This window comes from Mucilaginibacter sp. L196 (genome assembly GCF_009765905.1).
Taxonomy (GTDB): Bacteria; Bacteroidota; Bacteroidia; order Sphingobacteriales; family Sphingobacteriaceae; genus Mucilaginibacter.
Map to the genome: position 1 here is coordinate 53,928 of NZ_LMUO01000019.1, position 18,850 is coordinate 72,777.

18 protein-coding genes and 1 pseudogene are annotated in these 18,850 nt (G+C 40.1%); 9 read left to right on the top strand and 10 right to left on the bottom strand.

Annotated features, from left to right (window positions below):
* Positions 1 to 231: 231 nt before the first annotated feature.
* Entirely contained in the window at positions 232 to 1,281 is a 1,050-nt protein-coding gene (locus GSQ74_RS16660; RefSeq protein WP_158995363.1) for a hypothetical protein, read from the bottom strand.
* 9 nt (positions 1,282 to 1,290) lie between these two features.
* Complete coding sequence (locus GSQ74_RS16665) at positions 1,291 to 2,997, bottom strand: glycosyltransferase family 39 protein (protein WP_158995364.1); 1,707 nt, start codon at positions 2,995 to 2,997, stop codon at positions 1,291 to 1,293.
* 117 nt (positions 2,998 to 3,114) lie between these two features.
* On the opposite strand from GSQ74_RS16665, the gene GSQ74_RS16670 reads away from it, so the two are divergent.
* Complete coding sequence (locus tag GSQ74_RS16670) at positions 3,115 to 3,570, top strand: DinB family protein (RefSeq protein WP_158995365.1); 456 nt, start codon at positions 3,115 to 3,117, stop codon at positions 3,568 to 3,570.
* A 358-nt stretch (positions 3,571 to 3,928) separates the two neighbouring features.
* Here the strand turns inward: GSQ74_RS16670 and GSQ74_RS16675 are convergent, their stop codons facing one another.
* On the bottom strand, positions 3,929 to 4,906 hold the full coding sequence (locus GSQ74_RS16675; RefSeq protein ID WP_158995366.1) for an aldo/keto reductase: 978 nt from the start codon (positions 4,904 to 4,906) through the stop codon (positions 3,929 to 3,931).
* A gap of 136 nt (positions 4,907 to 5,042) precedes the next feature.
* Between GSQ74_RS16675 and GSQ74_RS16680 the strand changes: the two genes are divergently transcribed.
* Entirely contained in the window at positions 5,043 to 5,240 is a 198-nt protein-coding gene (locus tag GSQ74_RS16680; protein WP_158995367.1) for a hypothetical protein, read from the top strand.
* 63 nt (positions 5,241 to 5,303) lie between these two features.
* Here the strand turns inward: GSQ74_RS16680 and odhB are convergent, their stop codons facing one another.
* From odhB to GSQ74_RS16695, 3 genes are all read right to left on the bottom strand, one after another.
* Positions 5,304 to 6,533 (bottom strand): 2-oxoglutarate dehydrogenase complex dihydrolipoyllysine-residue succinyltransferase, encoded by a 1,230-nt coding sequence (odhB, locus tag GSQ74_RS16685; protein ID WP_158995368.1) that lies wholly within the window; start codon positions 6,531 to 6,533, stop codon positions 5,304 to 5,306.
* Positions 6,534 to 6,617: 84 nt separating this feature from the next.
* Positions 6,618 to 9,419, bottom strand: coding sequence for a 2-oxoglutarate dehydrogenase E1 component (locus GSQ74_RS16690; protein ID WP_158995369.1), 2,802 nt, complete (start codon positions 9,417 to 9,419; stop codon positions 6,618 to 6,620).
* Positions 9,420 to 9,715: 296 nt separating this feature from the next.
* Positions 9,716 to 11,029, bottom strand: a complete 1,314-nt coding sequence (locus tag GSQ74_RS16695) for a DASH family cryptochrome (protein ID WP_158995370.1) — start codon at positions 11,027 to 11,029, stop codon at positions 9,716 to 9,718.
* A 232-nt stretch (positions 11,030 to 11,261) separates the two neighbouring features.
* Between GSQ74_RS16695 and GSQ74_RS16700 the strand changes: the two genes are divergently transcribed.
* The 6 genes and pseudogenes from GSQ74_RS16700 to GSQ74_RS23010 form a co-directional block, all read left to right on the top strand.
* Entirely contained in the window at positions 11,262 to 11,921 is a 660-nt protein-coding gene (locus tag GSQ74_RS16700; RefSeq protein ID WP_158995371.1) for a TetR family transcriptional regulator C-terminal domain-containing protein, read from the top strand.
* A gap of 96 nt (positions 11,922 to 12,017) precedes the next feature.
* On the top strand, positions 12,018 to 12,674 hold the full coding sequence (locus GSQ74_RS16705; RefSeq protein WP_158995372.1) for an HAD family phosphatase: 657 nt from the start codon (positions 12,018 to 12,020) through the stop codon (positions 12,672 to 12,674).
* Between the two features lie 89 nt (positions 12,675 to 12,763).
* Positions 12,764 to 14,104 carry an AarF/ABC1/UbiB kinase family protein gene (locus GSQ74_RS16710; protein WP_158995373.1) on the top strand — a complete coding sequence of 447 codons (1,341 nt, stop codon included), beginning with the start codon at positions 12,764 to 12,766 and terminating at the stop codon, positions 14,102 to 14,104.
* A gap of 17 nt (positions 14,105 to 14,121) precedes the next feature.
* Positions 14,122 to 14,430 carry a Dabb family protein gene (locus GSQ74_RS16715; RefSeq protein WP_158995374.1) on the top strand — a complete coding sequence of 103 codons (309 nt, stop codon included), beginning with the start codon at positions 14,122 to 14,124 and terminating at the stop codon, positions 14,428 to 14,430.
* A gap of 139 nt (positions 14,431 to 14,569) precedes the next feature.
* Entirely contained in the window at positions 14,570 to 15,475 is a 906-nt protein-coding gene (locus GSQ74_RS16720) for a TIGR01777 family oxidoreductase (RefSeq protein ID WP_158995375.1), read from the top strand.
* A pseudogene (locus GSQ74_RS23010) lies at positions 15,468 to 15,950 on the top strand (deoxyribodipyrimidine photo-lyase); the annotation flags it as partial. The gene GSQ74_RS16720 and the pseudogene GSQ74_RS23010, both read left to right, overlap by 8 nt.
* A gap of 90 nt (positions 15,951 to 16,040) precedes the next feature.
* Here GSQ74_RS23010 and GSQ74_RS23015 read toward each other — a convergent pair.
* A complete protein-coding gene (locus GSQ74_RS23015) occupies positions 16,041 to 16,157 on the bottom strand; it encodes a sortase B protein-sorting domain-containing protein (RefSeq protein ID WP_371724823.1) in 117 nt (38 codons plus the stop codon).
* 81 nt (positions 16,158 to 16,238) lie between these two features.
* Here GSQ74_RS23015 and GSQ74_RS23020 point away from each other — a divergent pair, with 81 nt between their 5' ends.
* Entirely contained in the window at positions 16,239 to 16,781 is a 543-nt protein-coding gene (locus tag GSQ74_RS23020) for an FAD-binding domain-containing protein (RefSeq protein ID WP_371724825.1), read from the top strand.
* 1 nt (position 16,782) lies between these two features.
* Here GSQ74_RS23020 and GSQ74_RS16730 read toward each other — a convergent pair whose 3' ends face one another.
* The 3 genes from GSQ74_RS16730 to GSQ74_RS16740 form a co-directional block, all read right to left on the bottom strand.
* Positions 16,783 to 17,736, bottom strand: coding sequence for a hypothetical protein (locus GSQ74_RS16730; protein ID WP_158995377.1), 954 nt, complete (start codon positions 17,734 to 17,736; stop codon positions 16,783 to 16,785).
* A 4-nt stretch (positions 17,737 to 17,740) separates the two neighbouring features.
* The gene (locus tag GSQ74_RS16735) at positions 17,741 to 18,262 is read right to left on the bottom strand and encodes an FKBP-type peptidyl-prolyl cis-trans isomerase (protein ID WP_158995378.1); all 522 of its coding nucleotides are present in this window, start codon (positions 18,260 to 18,262) and stop codon (positions 17,741 to 17,743) included.
* Between the two features lie 130 nt (positions 18,263 to 18,392).
* Complete coding sequence (locus GSQ74_RS16740) at positions 18,393 to 18,836, bottom strand: MarR family winged helix-turn-helix transcriptional regulator (RefSeq protein WP_158995379.1); 444 nt, start codon at positions 18,834 to 18,836, stop codon at positions 18,393 to 18,395.
* Positions 18,837 to 18,850: the final 14 nt, after the last annotated feature.

An 18,850-nucleotide genomic window follows, 5' to 3' on the forward strand; every position in this document is an offset into this window, starting at 1 on the left:
ACCTAAATCATAAGTGATCCTGAATACTTCCTGGTTATCATTTAAGTGGCCGGGCGACATGTGGAAACTGGCGAAGTTGACTCACCCGACTACGCTGCGCTGGTCGACCTCTCTTCGCCTGCGGCGGAAAGAGGTAAGGACGATAGTCTTTTGCCCTCTTTCCCGTTTACGGAAGAGAGGGCAGGTTAAGCGGCTGAGCGAAAACCGGGTGAGTCAGCACGCGAATGTAATCTAATAATTATTATTTTCAGCCGGTTTAAACCTCGCAATGGTTTTTCTTCCTAAGTCATAGGTAATCCTGAACACTTCTTGATTATCGTTAAAGTGACCGGGCGACATGTGGAAACTCGCTATAAACTGGCCGGTAATGCGTTTAGCTTTAAACGGTGTATATATTACATCCAAACGATTGTAAAGCGTTTTTTCATAGAAAGAATCACCGTAATAGATGATACTGCCCTGGCCTTTGTAAAATTCATCCCTAAAAGCAAGGCGACGATTTAGGGCAGCATAAGCGGTAAACACAAAACCGTTGCGGGTTTGCCAGCCGGTAGAGCCACGTTCCCTTAAAAATGAGGTAAGGTTACCAGCCTCAAATGCCAAGGAATCGAGGCCTGAGTTTTTGGTAAGATCTAGTCCAAGTCTTAATTCAAGCGCGCCATTATCATATATGTGGTCGGTTGGTTGTAATATGGCGGCTCCGGCATCGTGCTCCATCATAAAGTAATCTCTTACGTAAAATGGTCCGTCAGCATTAGGAGTGTAGCGTCCTTCGGCTCCAAACATAAACTCTTCGCGCTGGGTATCGGTTTGGCGGCTTAACCAATCGATAAAACCTATCTGCCAAAAATTCTCAGAGGTATATCGCGTCAGCAAACCCTCCACATTAGGCCGGAAATACATCAAGGTATCATTTAGCATAGCACGTGGGAAGTCGTCTATTAAACCTTCGCGAGGAAATTCACCTGCGTTAAATAACCAGCTTTTGTTTTCAAAGTGATAATATGCAACCGGCACGGCGCTCAAAAAATAAGGTTGTGCGCCAAATTCGTGTATGGCATTTGTACCTACACGAAAGCTGTTATTGGTATCTATCACTAAACCAACATCTAAGGCTGTACGTGTGCCCGAGTAGGTACGTGAACGTGGGATAAAGGCTTTGTATTCGCGGTTATCTAACCAGCCTAATGCACTAAAATGCACATCAAGGCTATCCTGCGCAAAAGCTGCAGCTGAAGATAAAAACAATAAGACGGCGAGTAAGTAAAGTTTTTTAATCATATGGGGTAATTATTCGGCGGTGAATTTAACTATTCTGCTGTTCTTGCTACCGTTAAAAGGTTCAGTTCGGATAGAAAACATCAATTCATACTGCCCTTTTTGCTTTGGGGTGACAATTGTAAACTTGTAATGGGTGCTTTGTCCCGCTTTTAACGCAATATTATTAAAGGTAGTATCTGCCTGTTGTATTTTTGCATCCCCTTTTTCATCAAAGAAACAAGCTTCTAAAAAAGCATGGTGTAGCTGACCTTTATTGCTGAAATTTATAGCTATCGGGTATGGATTTTTAATCACCAGATCGTAGGTGTGCTTTTGGCCTGCGGGCAAGCTCATTTTGTAATTGCCATTATCAATGATAACCTTTTGATAAGTGCGCACATCATTGATCCAACCGGTATACCAGGTACCAGCGGGTACTTTTATAGAATCGGTGGTCACATTAGGCGACTTGAAAACCGTCACATATAAAACTCGCTTGTGTTGTATACTGTCTTCTATTGGCCAAATATCAAATTGGGTACCACGATAATACCTGTCATCATAAGAAAAGCCTTTTAATGTGTTATTATAGTAATCGTATTTTGATGGGTTTTGGAAACCTTCGTTAAATACTACGTAGTTATCGCCTGCTTTTTGTTTTACGGCATATGCCCATTGCCTAAAACCAAACTGACTTTGCAAACGGCCGATAGGTATGCCTGCAATTAATGCTATCCGTACACATAAAATGATAGCGATATTGACATAAGCAACCGGGTAAAACCATTTTGGCAGATTAGGTTTTTGTGCAAAGTTGATAACGATTAATAGTATAAGCGGGGCAAAGGCAATATAAGTCCATTGTGGCTGTACCTCGCCGCGGAAAGACGAGATCAGGAAAAATATAGGTGTGCCGATGCTGTTAACCATCAGGCAACGGATAAATCCATCTGTAATTTTAGTGGTAAAGCCCTTATAAAATAAGTACCAGCCAATAATCGGCCCGGCCATTAATATTTGCCCGAGGGGAAATAAATAAGTAAATTCAGGGTGATATTTTTCTGCCGAGCGTTCTGATAAATGGTAGTTGAGCGATGGGAAATTATGATGTACCTGCCATAATATATGTGGGATGAATAGTACACCTGCCAATACAACTATTAACCAAAAAGATGGTCGTTTTAGTAACTTGATGTTTGAGAGTACGGCAAACCCTATAAGTAATATAGCATGATATTTACTGTAAAGCAGGCAGGCAATCACTACACCCAATATAAAAGCCAATAGCCAGGTATCCTGCTCAATATACTTTTGATAGAAATAATAAAACACCACCGCGAAAAAGAAAAGTGGAGAATCTGGCGTAGTAGTAAAGCCATACATATGGCACATAAACATGCAGGAAATCACTATTGCAAACAGCTTTGCGCTGGCGTTATATTTTTTTAAAATGAGCCAAAGGATATAGAAAGATGCAGTGCTAACAGTAATGGTGAGTATCCGCAGCCCAAGTTCGTTGTGCATAATACTATCGCCAAAGCGGATGAATAGCGCGACCATTGGTGGGTGATCAAAATAACCCCAATCTAAAAAGCGGGAGTAGAGCCAGTAGTAGGCTTCGTCGGCATGGAGTTCAAGGGTGTAGCCCTGGATGATGTTTAATACCGTCCAGCCAAGCAGGAAATACCAGATGATCTTTTTAGATTGATAAGAGGTATTTAAAGTGGTATCCGGCATTCAAATTTCGCGTTGGTTACAGCCCGTAAAGTTATAATAAAACTATGAAGCTATGAATGTAGCAAACGTATAGCCAATTAAAATATTTTACGCACATTAGCCTAAAATTGTATCACAATGATAAGAGAAATTGAAATTATAAAACAACCACGCGAACGAATACTTGATGAAATAAGCCATTTGAGTGTTGAGCAATTAAATAAGGTACCTGCTGGTTTTAATAATAATATTATATGGAACCTTGGCCACATGATAGCTGCCCAGCAAGGCATATGCTACAAGCGTGCCGGTTTAGACGCTAGGGTAGATGATGCATTTTTTAACACCTACAAACCCGGAACTAAACCTGAAGGATTTGTTGATGCGGTAGGTGTTGAAGAAATTAAAAAAATGTTGTTTACCACACTTGAGCAGTTAGAAGCCGATTATAGTAATGGAATAATCAGCAATTATACTTCGTTTGTTACCCGTTATGGTATCCCGTTAAGCAGCATTGATGAGGCATTAGCCTTTTTGCCTTTTCATGAAGGCTTGCATATTGGTTATATTATGAGTTTGAAGAAACTGGTATAAGAAATGAACTGGATAATACGTAACAATAAACTTTTATAGGCTGTAAAGTTATAATAAAACTATGAAGCTATGAATGTACCAAAGGTGTTTCATCTTGTAACATTTTGCGTATATTTTCTGAAGGAAAAGCTATAAAAACTGTGAATTTTCTATCAAAAGTGGGCAAAAAATGAATAAAAAGTAATGTTTTTTGGTCGTTTTTAGGTCTAAAACAGGCTGTTTTGGGCTGAAAACCCGTTTAAAAAGTAACTAAAAACCACTTTTTTGGGGCTGTTTCGGGCTTTTTTTAGGTGAAAAGTGTACCAAATGTACCAACTGTTTCACTTGTTTCGTGGTACAGTTGGTACAATAATCTCCATTAACTATGCCCTTGTATGGAGCGGGGGTTATAAGGTTCTTCGAGTTTTTTAATTTCCTCGGCACTTAATTTTAATGATAATGAAGCAACCGCATCTTCTAAATGCCCGGGTTTACTGGCACCTATAATAGGTGAGGTAATTACCGGTTTGGTCAGCATCCAGGCCATAGCCACTTGCGCATTTGATACACCACGCTGTTCCGCTATCTCCGTAACCCGTTTTACAATTTCCATGTCAGCATCTTCAGTATACAATGATTTGCCGAAAGCATCCGTTTGGGCACGTTTGGTATCATTGCGTTCTTCCGGTTTACGAGTCAGCACACCGCGTGCCAACGGCGACCATGGGATAACCGCTATTTTCTGATCTTCACAAAGTGGCAGCATTTCACGCTCTTCTTCGCGGTAAATTAAGTTGTAATGCGGTTGCATCGATACAAATCTGGTCCAGCCATGTAGATCAGAGGTATACAAGGCCTTTGCAAACTGCCAGCTATACATGGACGATGCGCCGATATACCTTACTTTGCCTGCTTTTACCACATCGTGCAAAGCTTCCATTGTTTCTTCAATCGGGGTATTGTAATCCCAGCGGTGGATCTGGTATAGATCTACATAATCAGTTCCCAAACGTTTCAGACTGGCATCAATGGCGCTCATAATATGTTTGCGGGATAGGCCCTTGTCATTTGGGCCGGGCCCCATAGGATTGAATACTTTGGTAGCCAGTACGTAATCATCACGTTTGGCAAAATCTTTTAAAGCTCGGCCTACAACTTCTTCGCTTTTGCCGTTGGTGTACACATCTGCAGTATCAAAAAAGTTAATACCCAGTTCAAATGCTTTTTTAATGAATGGCCTGCTTTGTTCTTCGTTCAACGCCCAGGGCCAGCGGGTATCGGGTTCGCCGTAGGTCATGGTGCCGAGGCATAGCTTTGAAACGGTTATCCCGGTATTTCCAAATCTTGTAAATTCCATAATATATTGTTTATTAAATTACAATTGGAAGGTAGGGTAAGTTTGCTTTTTCAGAGAAAAATAAGGGTAATAATTGTGTTACCGCTTCCGAATGAAAATGCTAAATTAAAAATCGATAAATTCGCACAAAAAAAGCATGGACGAATTCAATAAAGAAATAGCCGCGATAGGGGTAAAGAATGCGATTGAGATTAGTGGAGATTTGAAAGACTATTTCAAAATCATCCAACGACCTAATGACAGTTACAAGATTGTGTGGGAGAAAAAAGCGTCAACCCACATCAAGCATAAAGTTACTGCAGTGGTGAAGAAGTATTTTATACCGACTTTCTAAGAAACTCCAATAAAAAAGCCCGGTTGTAATTTACAACCGGGCTTTATATTTTCTATAGGAAAATTAAACTCCCAATAATAATCTTGATGGATCTTCCAGTAATTGTTTTACCCTTACCAGGAAGCTAACCGACTCGCGGCCATCGATGATGCGGTGATCATAAGATAGTGCAACGTACATCATCGGGCGGATAACTACTTGTCCGTTTACAGCAACCGGGCGCTCAATAATATTGTGCATACCTAGGATAGCTGACTGCGGTGAGTTAATGATCGGGGTTGATAACATTGATCCAAAAACACCACCGTTAGTTATGGTAAATGTACCGCCTGTCATTTCTTCCAGTGATAATTTGTTGTCGCGGGCTTTAGCAGCTAGTGCGGCAACAGCTTTCTCAATACCGGCAAGGCTAAGGCTATCCGCATTGCGGATAATAGGTACCACTAATCCTTTCGGTGCAGATACCGCTATAGAAATATCGGCATAATTGCTATAAACTACTTCTTCGCCTTCAATACGTGCGCCAACAGCAGGCCAATCTTTCAATGCCTCGGTAACCGCTTTGGTAAAGAATGACATGAAGCCTAAGCCAACACCATATTTCTCTTTAAATTTATCTTTGTATTTAGCACGAAGCTCCATAATTGGGGCCATATCCACTTCGTTAAAAGTGGTAAGCATCGCGGTTTCGTTTTTAACTGTTACTAAACGCTTAGCAACAGTTTTGCGTAACGACGACATTTTTTCGCGTTTTTCAGTACGTTCGCCTGTTTGTGCAACCGGTGCAGGAGCTGCAACAGGTGCCGCAGCCGGCGCGCTTTGCGCGTTAAGAGCATCTTCCTTAGTAATTCTTCCGGCAACGCCGTTACCATTTACGCTGGCAGGATCAATTCCTTTTTCAGCTAATATTTTTGCAGCAGCAGGCGATGGTGTGCCCGATGCATAAGTACTTTGTTTTGATGTTGTGGCAGTTGTTAAAGCTAATTTTTCTTCTTCCTTAGCTTCTTCTTTGGTAGGAGCAGCGGTTTGGGCTGTTGCCGGGGCAGATACTGCTGCGCCACCTTCTTCAATGGTGCAAACTATTGCGCCAATAGGTAATACATCGCCTTCTTTTGCTATTATTTTTAAAGTTCCGGCTTTTTCGGCAGTAAGCTCGAAGGTAGCCTTGTCTGATTCTAATTCAGCAATTACTTCATCCATTTGTACTGCATCACCGTCTTTTTTTAACCACGATGCCAGTGTTACTTCGGTAATTGATTCGCCAACCGGCGGAACTTTGATCTCTAAACTCATAATTGTTGTTTTGTTATCGGTGCGAAGGTGGGGGCGTGTGGTGTGGATAGCAGTTAACCCGCTTGTCGCACCACATACCGTTCACTAATCTGCGCTGGCCGTAGCCATTTTTTGTGTTATTTTGTTTATTTTTTCCTTTAATACAGGGCCAACAGGTGATTCAAATGCCTTGGAAATGATGTGTAACTGTTGCGCAGCATGTTGTTTAGCAAAACCGGTTGCGGTACTGCTTCCTTCTAAGCGTGATATTACATCCAGTTTCAATACATCATCCTTGCGGAATTTGCGGCACATATATGGCCAGGCGCCCATATTTTCTGGTTCTTCCTGTACCCATACAAATTCGGTGGCTTTGCTGTATTTAGATTTTATTTTAGCCATTTGCTGTACAGGTGTAGGGTACAATTGCTCAATACGAACAATAGCTATATCCTTACGCTGGTCGGCTTGTTGTTTATCTAATAAATCGTAATATATTTTGCCTGAGCAGAATAATACACGTTTAACTTTTTTAGCATCCGCAAAGTTATCATCAATAACCTCCTGAAATTTACCTTCTGTAAAATCAACCAACGGAGATACGCACTTAGGGCTGCGAAGCAAGCTCTTAGGTGTAAACACGATCAACGGTTTACGGAAATCACGATAGATCTGGCGGCGCAATATATGGAAGAAGTTTGCAGGAGTAGTACAATTTGCTACCTGGATATTGTTATCGGCACAAAGCTCCATAAAACGCTCAATACGTGCTGATGAGTGCTCAGGGCCCTGGCCTTCGTAACCATGTGGCAATAACATTACCAAACCATTACCACGTTGCCATTTTGTTTCGGCACTGGCTATGTATTGGTCAACGATGATTTGCGCACCGTTAAAGAAGTCACCAAATTGAGCTTCCCAAATAGTTAATGCATTAGGATTAGCTAAGGCATAACCATACTCAAAACCTAACACACCGTATTCAGATAATAATGAATTGTAGATACTGAATTTTGCATCAGTTTCTATAGTATCAAGCGGAGTGTATTCTTGTTCCGAATCGGCAAGTGTTAATACCGCATGGCGATGAGAGAATGTACCACGTTTAACGTCTTCGCCGCTTAACCTAACTGAATGGCCATCTTTTAATAAAGTACCGTAAGCTAATAACTCACCCATTGCCCAGTCAAATACCTGGGTTTGGTTAACCATTGCTGCGCGATCCTGGAATAATTTCTCTATCTTTTTGAAAAACTCTTTATCCTTTGGTAATTCAGTAAGTGATTTACCAATCGCTAATAACTCGTCTTTAGGTACTGCTGTCTCAGTTTTCGCAATAGTTTCCTTTTCAGTGGCTATGTGCAAACCTTGCCATGCACCTTCAAACATTGGGATAGCATTGGTAAAGCGTTCTTCTGCTTTTGATTCGTCTAACTGTGATTGTAAAAGATCGCGGAATTTTTTCTCAGATTCTTTTGCCAGTGCATCAGTAATCGAACCTTCTGCCAAAAGTTTATCTAAATAAACTTTACGTGGGTTTTCATGAGCATCGATGGCTTTATATAATACCGGCTGGGTGAATTTTGGTTCATCAGCCTCATTATGACCATAACGACGGTAGCATAAAATATCAATAAATACATCACTATGGAAAGCCTGACGGTATTCCATAGCTAAGTTGATTACATAAGTGACAGCCTCAACGTCATCACCATTAACGTGGAAAACCGGCGAAAGCACAGTTTTGGCAACATCTGTACAATAGGTACTTGAGCGGGCATCAAGGTAATTGGTGGTAAAACCAATCTGGTTATTGATTACCAGGTGGATAGTACCGCCGGTGCTATAGCCATTCAGTTTTTCCATTTGTAAAACCTCATAAACTATACCCTGGCCTGCAACTGATGCATCACCATGTATTAATATAGGTGCGATTTTTTCTTCATCGCCATTATATTTAAAATCAATTTTTGAACGGGTAAGGCCTTCAACAACCGGATCAACCGCTTCTAAATGCGAAGGGTTAGGGCAAAGGCTCAAGTGAACATTTTTACCATCGTCTGTTTTCACGTCGGTTGAATATCCTAAGTGATATTTAACGTCACCGCTAAATGGTGAATCCTGGTCATAATTTTTGCCTTCAAACTCAAAAAAGATCTCCTTATAGGTTTTCTTCATGATGTTTGCCAGCACGTTTAAGCGGCCACGGTGAGCCATACCAATAATGTATTCCTGGATACCTAATGATGATCCTTTCTGAATCACAGAATCAAGAGCTGGTATAATAGCTTCGGCGCCCTCTAACGAAAAACGTTTTTGGCCCAAAAACTTGGTGCCTAAAAAGTTCTCGAAGATTACGGCCTGACTAAGTTTTTCAAACATCAGCCTTTTTTGGTCAACGGTAAATGAAGGCGTGTTGCGGGTACGCTCCATGCGCTCTTCAAACCATTTTATTTTTATGGGATTGCGTACATAGCGGTATTCGGCGCCAATGGTACGGCAATACGTGTCTTCCAAAGCCTGGCGAATGTCGCGCAGTTTGGCTGGGCCTAAGCCAATCTCAACACCTGCATTAAATACAGTGTCCATATCCGCTTCGCTCAAACCAAATGTTTCCAGTTCTTTACCCGGGAAATATTGGCGGCGCTCACGTACTGGGTTTGTGGTGGCAAACAAGTGCCCGCGTGAGCGGTAACCGTTTATCATGTTAAGTACGTTAATCTCTTTCAAAAAGTGATCAGGAGTTTCGGCACTTACTGAAGTTGCTTCGGCGCCACGGCCAAAATCAAAACCTTCAAAAAATTTTTGCCATCCAAAATCAATGGAGGTGGGGTCTTGCTTGTATTCTTCGTATAGGGAATCAATAAAAGCTGCGTTACCGCTATTTATATAATTTAGGCGATCCATGTGTAAAACCAATCTATTAAACGGTACAAAAGTAAGCATATGTGCTTACAAACTTTAAATTTAATTTATAAAACATTCATTAAAATTGAAATAAGGTGGTGGTTGATAAAAATAACTTAGAATGTTACCTTAGTGTAACAGTTTATGCAGAAAATCGCGCACATACGATACCCCTTCTAAAAGCACTGCAAGCAGGCCGATAATAACAGTAAATGATTCAAAAGAATTCATGATGGTGGCGTTTATAATCATATAGACGAAATAAGTGTCTAAAAGTTACTTGTTAAATTTTTAGTTTACAAAGAACTGACATGTAACGGTTTTGCGGTATTACACAACCATATATCAATAAAATCGCCTTTAGTTTCAAGTTCGCCGGTTTGGCGGGCTGTGTTAAAATAACGGTTATCTCGTGGGTCATTGCCAATGCCTGCTATAAAAGCCCAGTTACCCCAATTGCTGGCAGGGGAATAGTCTATTAGTTTCTCTTCAAAATAGCTGGCACCTTTGGTCCAGTCAACTTTAAGTGTATTTACCAGGTATCCAGCTGTAATTTGCCTGCTATAATTATTAATGTAGCCTGTGGCATTTAATTCATGCATAATGGCATCAACTAAAGGAGTGCCGGTAGTGCCGTTTTTCCATTTATTAAAAAGCTCATCCTGGTTTTCGGCAAAATCGCTAACATATTCATCATTTTTAGCGGCAATAAATTTTTGGCCATGTTTTTTAAACATAAACCTGAAATAATCACGCCATAATAATTCTAATATCAGCGGCCCGTTGTTATGCTGAAAGTTCCCGGTTTTTAACACTTCCCAGTAAACTTGCCTTAATGATATACAACCAATGGTGATCCAAGGAGAAAGATGTGAAGCTATAGATGAACTCGCACTATTCTTGCCTGCTTTTGGGCTAGTTTGCTGGATATTGAAAAGAAAGTTTTGTAATTGTTTTAACGCTTCCGTTTCGCCACCAACTAATTTAATATTAGCACGGTGATCATCAGCAGGCTCATCCAAACCTAATTCAATTAACGTTGGTATTTCGCCGGCATCGGTAATAACTGGGATATTAATCTCACCCGGTGTATCGATACATGGGCGCACATTACTATCGCGCTCAATTTTCTTTTTAAAGATGGCAAAGCTATCCGGAATGTCTTTTATTGGGAACGGCAAGTCCTCTTTATGGTATAGCGTATGGCCTATAAAATGTTTCAGATTAAGTTTAATCTTCCATAACGCTTCTTCTACCTGCTCAGATATATTGGTTTCTTCGTAGGCTACTTCACGATGATGGTATACTTCATTTACATGGTATTCTTCACAAAGCTGTGGTAAAATTTCGGCCGGGTTACCGGTGCGGATAATAAGTTCGGCGCCATGTGCTTGTAAATTCTTGCGTAGATCAGCAACGGATTCTAATAAAAATCGGGCACGGAAATTACCAGTTTTAGGTTCGCCTGAAGCTGATTTTGTGAAATAGAAAGGATCAAAACAATATACGGGCAAAATTTTATCAGCTTTACGGATAGCTTCTAACAATATTTCGTTATCGTGTATTCGTAAATCATTTCTAAACCAAACCAGAATAGTTTTTTCGCTCATGTTTAGCAGACCCTTCAGAAAATTTGCGGTAGACAAAAATTGCAAATTTTTATTTGTTTTTTGCATATGTACCGATTATTTGACATGCACTAAACATTTTTGAAGTTTATATGGTACTGTAGTAGCCGGAGTATTAAGTATAATACCACCACTTATTATTCGTTTAATTATAGATAGGCATGACATATACCTGTTTATATAATGCTTAATTTTATATCATAATTCAAACAATATGGCAACTATAGAAGGGATTAGAAAGGCATATATGGATTTTGTACTGACTGAGGGCGAGCAGCCAAAGTCGGTTTACATATTCGCTAAAAAAAATAAAATGACCGAGGCTGAGTTTTATCAGTTTTTCGGTTCGTTTGATGCAATAGAAGAGAGTATCTGGTCGGGTTTAGCGTTGAATACGCTTATCGAGATCAGAGCGCAGGAAGTTTGGCTGGAGTATTCATCCAGGGAAAAAGCATTGTCGTTTTTTTACGCGTTTTTTGAGTTGCTTAAAAGTAGCCGCAGTTTCGCGGTATATAGCATAAAAAAACAGCCTAAAGGTTTTACTACGCCAAAGGTGTTTGAGAAGCTGAAAGAAATTTTTGAAGGATTTGCCGAAGAGATTATTAACGGAGGCATTGAAACTTCAGAATTGTCTGATCGTAAATTCTTCTCAAAACGCTATAAAGACGCTTTATGGATCCAGTTTGTATTTGTATTGAATTTTTGGATAAATGACAGCACAGCAGGTTTTGAAAAAACTGATGAAGCTATTGAAAAAGGCGTTAACGTAACCTTCGACCTTTTCCAACGTTCGCCCATTGACAACCTTTTTGAGTACGGCAAGTTTTTGGCTAAAAACGGCGGTATGAAAGAAAAGATGGGTTTCGGATTTTAATACTTAACAGCCCCACCCGAACCCTCCCCGGAAGGGAGGGCTTAAAAGTCTCCCCAACCGGGGGAGATTTAGAGGGGGCATAACACATTACACTCTTTGAAAAACTTTACCGCAATTTTTGATATGGATGGTACGCTTGTCGACAATACCCCATATCATTTTAAATCATGGCAGGCATTTTACAAAAAACACGAGCTTGGCGAATTGGAGCAATCAACTTATAAAACATCTATCAGCGGTGTGCCTATTATTGAAACATTAGGAGGTTTATTTCCCGATGCTGATGAGGCAACTTTAAAAGGTTATCTAAATGAAAAAGAAACTTATTACCGTGAAATATATGCTCCATTTTTAAGGCCGATAAACGGATTGGAAAACTTTTTAGCGGAATTGAAAGCGGCAGGTGTGAAAATGGCTATGGCGTCGTCGGCCACTATGGAAGATATTAATTTCATCCTGAATAAAATACCCATCCGCGACGATTTCGAAGCGATTATTGATGGTAGTAGGGTAACCAAGGGAAAACCAAACCCACAGATATTTTTAAAAGCAGCTGAAGAGTTGAACGCCGACCCTGCCAATTGTGTGGTTTTTGAGGATTCGTTGGCAGGTATTAAAGCCGCGAACGCGGCTGGCATGAAAGTAGTAGGGATTACCACAGGCCACAAAGCAGCGCAATTGCAACCATCGAATTTGGTAATAGATGATTATTCCACTTTAACGGTACAAAAGCTGGCTGCATTATTTGAATAGATTACGGTTCATAGTTGATAGTGGCTATGAAGATTAAGCATGAGATTTGTGCTATGAACCATGAACTAGACACTATGAACTAAAAAGACATGAGCGATACGCCAAAAGAACAAAATAGTATACCAACCAGTAAAGTACAACGGTCAGGCAAATTTGTGAAGACTGGCTTTAAGATCGGTGGGAATTATATCAAGCATTATTCAAAAAAGCTTTTTAATCCCGAATTGGATAAAAGTGAATTGAATGAGGACAATGCTACGGATATTTATGAATCGTTAAGCGAATTGAAAGGTAGCGCCTTAAAAGTCGCTCAGATGCTCAGCATGGATAAAAACCTGTTGCCGCAGGCCTATGTAGATAAGTTTTCGCAATCACAATATAATGCGCCGCCGCTTTCTGGTCCGCTAATCATTCAGTCGTTTAAAAAATACTTCGGCAAAACGCCGGAGCACATCTATGATAAATTCAATCTGAAATCAACCAATGCGGCTTCAATAGGCCAGGTGCATTCGGCAGAATTAAATGGTAAAAAATTGGCCGTTAAAATACAATATCCCGGCGTGGGCGATTCTATATCATCCGATTTAAAACTGGTTAAGCCGTTTGCATTCCGATTGTTGGGCATGAGCGAAAAAGAACTGGACGTTTACATGCGCGAAGTTGAGGAGCGCTTGTTAGAAGAAACGGACTACGAATTAGAGATCCGCAGATCGATTGAGTTTTCAAACGCCTGCGCTAATTTGGATAATATAGTTTTTCCTACTTATTATCCCGAATTATCCAGCAAACGCATCATCACAATGGATTGGTTGGAAGGTCACCATTTAAAAGAGTTTTTAGCTACCAATCCATCGCAGGAACTAAGAAATACCATAGGGCAGGCACTTTGGGATTTTTATAATTTTCAGCAACACGAGTTACGTGCTGTGCATGCTGATCCGCATCCGGGTAATTTTATGATCACGCCTGATGGCAAATTGGGTGTGATTGATTTTGGCTGCATTAAAGAAATGCCCGAAGATTTTTATGCGCCTTTCTTCTCGCTTACTTCTACCAATTTATTGGATAATAAAGAAGAAACAATTAAGGCTTTCCGTTTGCTGGAGATGATCCATCCAAATGATACACCGGCGCAGGTTGAGTTTTATTATGGCATGTATAAGCAAATGATAAAGCTGTTTGCCATGCCTTATATTGACAGCACTTTTGATTTTGGCGAGACAAAGTTTTTCGATGAATTGTATGGCTTTGGTGAGAAAATATCAAAGATGCCGGAGTTTAAACAAGCCCGTGGTGTAAAGCACTTTATTTATGTTAACCGAACCAATTTTGGCTTATACAACATATTGCATGAATTAAAGGCAAAAGTTAAAACCGATACTTATAAACCGCATGTAACTACTCAATTTACCGTTGATAGCTTATATTAACCTAATAGTAATTAATTATGGTCTTAGAAAACACATTTGTGCACCATGTGCTTTTTTGGTTAAATGATAAAGCCGACAGGCAAAAGTTTGTGGATGGTTTGCAGCAATTAACAGCAATAACCTCAATAAGAGATATTCATGTAGGCATAACGGCAAATACACATGGCGGGCCAATTGATGATTCTTGTGATGTTTCTTTGCTGATATTGTTTAATAACCAGGCAGACCATGATTCATATGAGGTTGATCCTATCCACCTGGATTTTATCGCGCGGTATGATAAGCTTTGTTCAAAGTTGGTGGCATACGATAGCATCACTGCTTAATTGCTATTCTTTTTAAGAATGCGATAAGCCAAACAGCTACCAATTTATATTGTTGCAGTTTTATGAAAGTCTCAATTGCTGATGCGAAGAGGCGGCTAAAAAATGCATCAGTTATAAACCACATATTAAATCATTCGGCATGTACAAACATATATTACTAACGGGTGGTACCGGACTTGTTGGCGCGCGACTTACAAAAGCATTACTGGATAAGGGCTATGAAGTGAGCCATTTAAGCAGGAATCCGGGCAATAACCCTAAAGTGAAAACCTATTTGTGGAATGTGGCCAAAGGTGAAATTGATGAGGCATGTATAACCGGGGTTGATACGATTGTGCATTTAGCCGGTGCAGGTGTAGTTGACAAACGGTGGTCGGATGAGCGAAAGAAAGAGATTATTGATAGTCGTACTAAATCTATCGGGTTAATATACCGGCTACTTCGCAAAAAGAATCATATCGTTAAAACGGTAATCTCAGCATCTGCAACAGGTTATTATGGCGATAGGGGAGCAGAGTTACTTACCGAGGATAGCCAGAAAGGCAAGGATTTTTTAGCAGAAGTTTGTGTAAAGTGGGAGGCTGCTGCTGATGAAGGCAAGGATTTGGGTTTTCGGGTAGTGAAATTTCGTACAGGGATAGTGTTAGATAAAGATGGCAGTGCTTTGCCGCAACTAGCCAACCCGGTAAAATGGGGCGTTGGCTCACCTTTGGGCAGCGGCGGGCAATGGACACCCTGGATACATTGGCGGGATGTGGTGAAGATGTATGTCTACGGTATTGAACACGTGGCTTTATCCGGCGTTTATAACATGACAGGGCCCAACCCCGTAACTAATAAACAACTAACCAAAGCGGTGGCACAACAACTTCATAAACCATTCTGGGCCCCAAATGTGCCGGTATTTGTTTTGAAACTGATAATGGGCGAAATGCGGCTTGCGGTATTAGAAAGTACCAGAACATCATCAAAAAAAATAGAAGATACCGGGTTTAAATTTGATTATCCCGAGCTATCTGGTGCTCTAAAAGAAATTTATGGATAATAAACTACCGCTAACTATATTTTGGTTTAGGCGTGATTTGCGGTTGGATGATAATGCTGGTTTATATCACGCCTTAAAAAGTGGTAACCCCGTATTGCCGATTTTTATCTTCGACAAAGAAATACTGGATAAGCTGGAAGATAAGGATGATGCGCGGGTTACGTTTATTTATAATACCATCGAAAATATTAATACGGAACTTAAAAAGCATGGCAGTAGTTTACTGGTTTTGTATGATAAGCCTGACCATGTTTGGGCTAAACTGCTAAAGGATTATGCAATTGCTTCGGTGTATACCAACCATGACTATGAGCCCTATGCAAAAAAGCGTGATGGCGAGGTTGCCCAGCTATTAAAGAAGCATAACATCGGGTTTAAAACTTACAAAGACCAGGTTATTTTTGATCGCGACGAGGTTTTGAAAAATGATGGTAAACCTTACACTGTTTATACTCCTTACATGCGTAAATGGTATGAGACACTTAGCCCATTCTACCTAAAAGTTTATCCTACAAAAAAATACTTCAAAAAACTGTTTAAAACGGATGGCTTTAAAATGCCGTTGTTAAAAGATATGGGCTTTGAAAAGAGCTTCATAAACTTTCCTAATGAAAACTATGAAGCTGTGATAAAGGATTATGCCGAAAAGCGTGATTTTCCAGGAATCAATGGCACGTCGCACATTGGTTTACGCTTAAGATTCGGCACTGTAAGTATACGGGAACTGGCCAGCACAGCTAATAGCTACAAAGAAAAAACCTGGCTGAATGAGTTAATATGGCGAGAGTTTTATATGATGATCCTAGATCATTTTCCTCATACTATGAATCATGCTTTCAGGCCGGAATATGATAACATTAAGTGGATAAATGATGAAGCTCAGTTTAAAGCCTGGTGCGAAGGCGAAACTGGCTTTCCGCTGGTTGATGCGGGTATGCGCGAGCTTAATGCCACAGGTTATATGCATAACCGTGTACGTATGGTAGTAGCCAGTTTTTTAGCCAAAGACCTTTTAATTGACTGGCGCTGGGGTGAGCACTATTTTGCCCGCAAACTACTGGACTATGAAATGGCAAGCAATGTTGGCGGCTGGCAATGGTCGGCGGGGAGTGGTACTGATGCAGCGCCATACTTCCGAATTTTCAACCCAGACTCTCAACTTAAAAAATTCGATCCGCAATTTATCTACATAAAAAAATGGGTTCCGGAGTATGCTGACTTTAGCAAATATCCAAAACCCATTGTTGATCACGCTTTTGCACGTGAGCGTTGTTTAAAAGCTTTTAAAGCTGCCTTAGTTCGGTAAACTATGGGCTAACATCCACTATTGTAAACTCATATCTTAAACAGGCATTAGCCGGTGTACCTGATGGAGATGATATTCCGTAAGCCTGGCCTGATGGTATTATCATAGAGATTACAGTTCCTTTTACTGCATGATTTTCTAACATACGTGCTACACCCGGTATAAGAGTGGGTACATCAAACGAAGTACTGTCAACACCGGTAGTTTGATTTGCTCCGCCTATTACATTGCCGTTAAGCAATCGTTCATTGTACGTAGCCTCAATAGTGGTATTATCTGTTATCGGATCGGTACCAGTGCCTTTTGTTAATATTTTGTAATATACTCCACCATCGGGTAAGTAGCCAGTTAAATTTTGGGCAGTCAGGTACTTATTAATTACTTGTTCATCATAATTGTATTGTGCAACTGTGTCAGGTTGTTTGTTAATCACATGCACATAGTAGTCAAGGCATTGGTTGCCGGCTATGTGGCTGCCTGCAACATTTATACTGCCCGAGCCATAACCATTAACACCATAAGCCAAATAGGAAGGTATTAAAACACGCATGCTTCTGCCGCTATATCTTAAATCATTAATGATGGCAAGTTCAAGCCCGGCAGGAAAAGCAACATTGGTAAGATGCCCTATATAGCCCAAATATTGATTTAGGATAGTATCAGAGCTTATATATTTGCCATCAAAACTGCGTAGGGTATATACAAAGGATACCTCATCACTATAAGTTAAAGGGACGTCTGAAGGAGCTATTGCACTGTCTATGAGTTTATAATAAATACCTGATGTATCACCGCCTACAGTATCTTGGTGCATACCTTTTATGCCATTAGCCTTAATGTAGTTTAGTATCTGGGCTTGATCGTATTGTACAATATTGGGTTCCGTGCCGGTTTTTCGGCATGATACAAACCCAATAGTTGAAAGTAGTAAAAGGGTAAAAATTGTTTGTTTCATTTAATTAATTAGTTACACTATAAATTCGTATCGAAAAATCAAGAATTGCATTTTCAGGTAGTCCTAAACCTGGTTGGGCATAATGGCCATATGCATAGCGTGATGGTATAAGTAAACGGATCTCGCCACCTGCCGTACCCATAGGGATTCCTACTTGCCAACCCAGAATTACACTTGACAATGTATAAGTGGGATGAAAAATGTTGGTCTCATAAAATTGGGTTTCGGAAGTGCCATTACTGTTAATATAGCTTGCGGTATCCCCAACGGTTACTTGTGTTGAACTTGTAAAAAGAGTATTAGTCGATCCTGTATCAATCACCATATAATAAACACCAATTGTGTCATTGTTTTGTACATGCTTAAACTTACCTTCTAATCCCTTGCTCCTGATGTAATTGCTTACAATTGAATCATCAATTTTTTTTTGTGCCGCGTACTGTTCAGGCCCGTATAATGATGATTTAGTACAGGCAATAGTACAGCAAACATAAAAAAGTGCAATAACTAGCAGTATCCTGTTCATTTAAATTTCAAACGGCAAATTTATTCTTTTATAATTCAAAAACGGCAGGTTAACATTTTTTAACAATATTATTGTGATTTAACCTTGTAAATCGGAATTTATTGTGGTGAAAATACTTTTTTTGAGCCATTTATGGCTTGTAATTTAGGGTTAGCTGATTTATCTTCTCGAGCATATTGATCAGATATTGTTTATCGGCCTCATTAATGTGGTCATTCAGGTAGTTATTAAATTGTTTAACAACACCCCGGGCAAGGTGTCGCTTCTCTTTACCTAGTTCTGTTAAATAAATTTTAACAGATCGCTTGTCACCGGGGTTTGATTCCCGATAGATAAGCCCTGTTTCCTCCAGTTGGTTAAGCATGCGCGATAAACTGGTTGATTTAAGCCCCAGCAAAGCCGCCGCTTTTGATACAGTAGTGCCTTCCTGTTCATCAATATTGATCAATAAATACCCTATTGATTGCGTAATGCCAAATTCTGTTACCAATTGGTTATACCTGTTTGCAACAGTTTGCCATACTATCTTCAAAAAATAGTCGATGGTTTCCTGGCTTTTTACATTGTTACGCATATCTCACAAACATA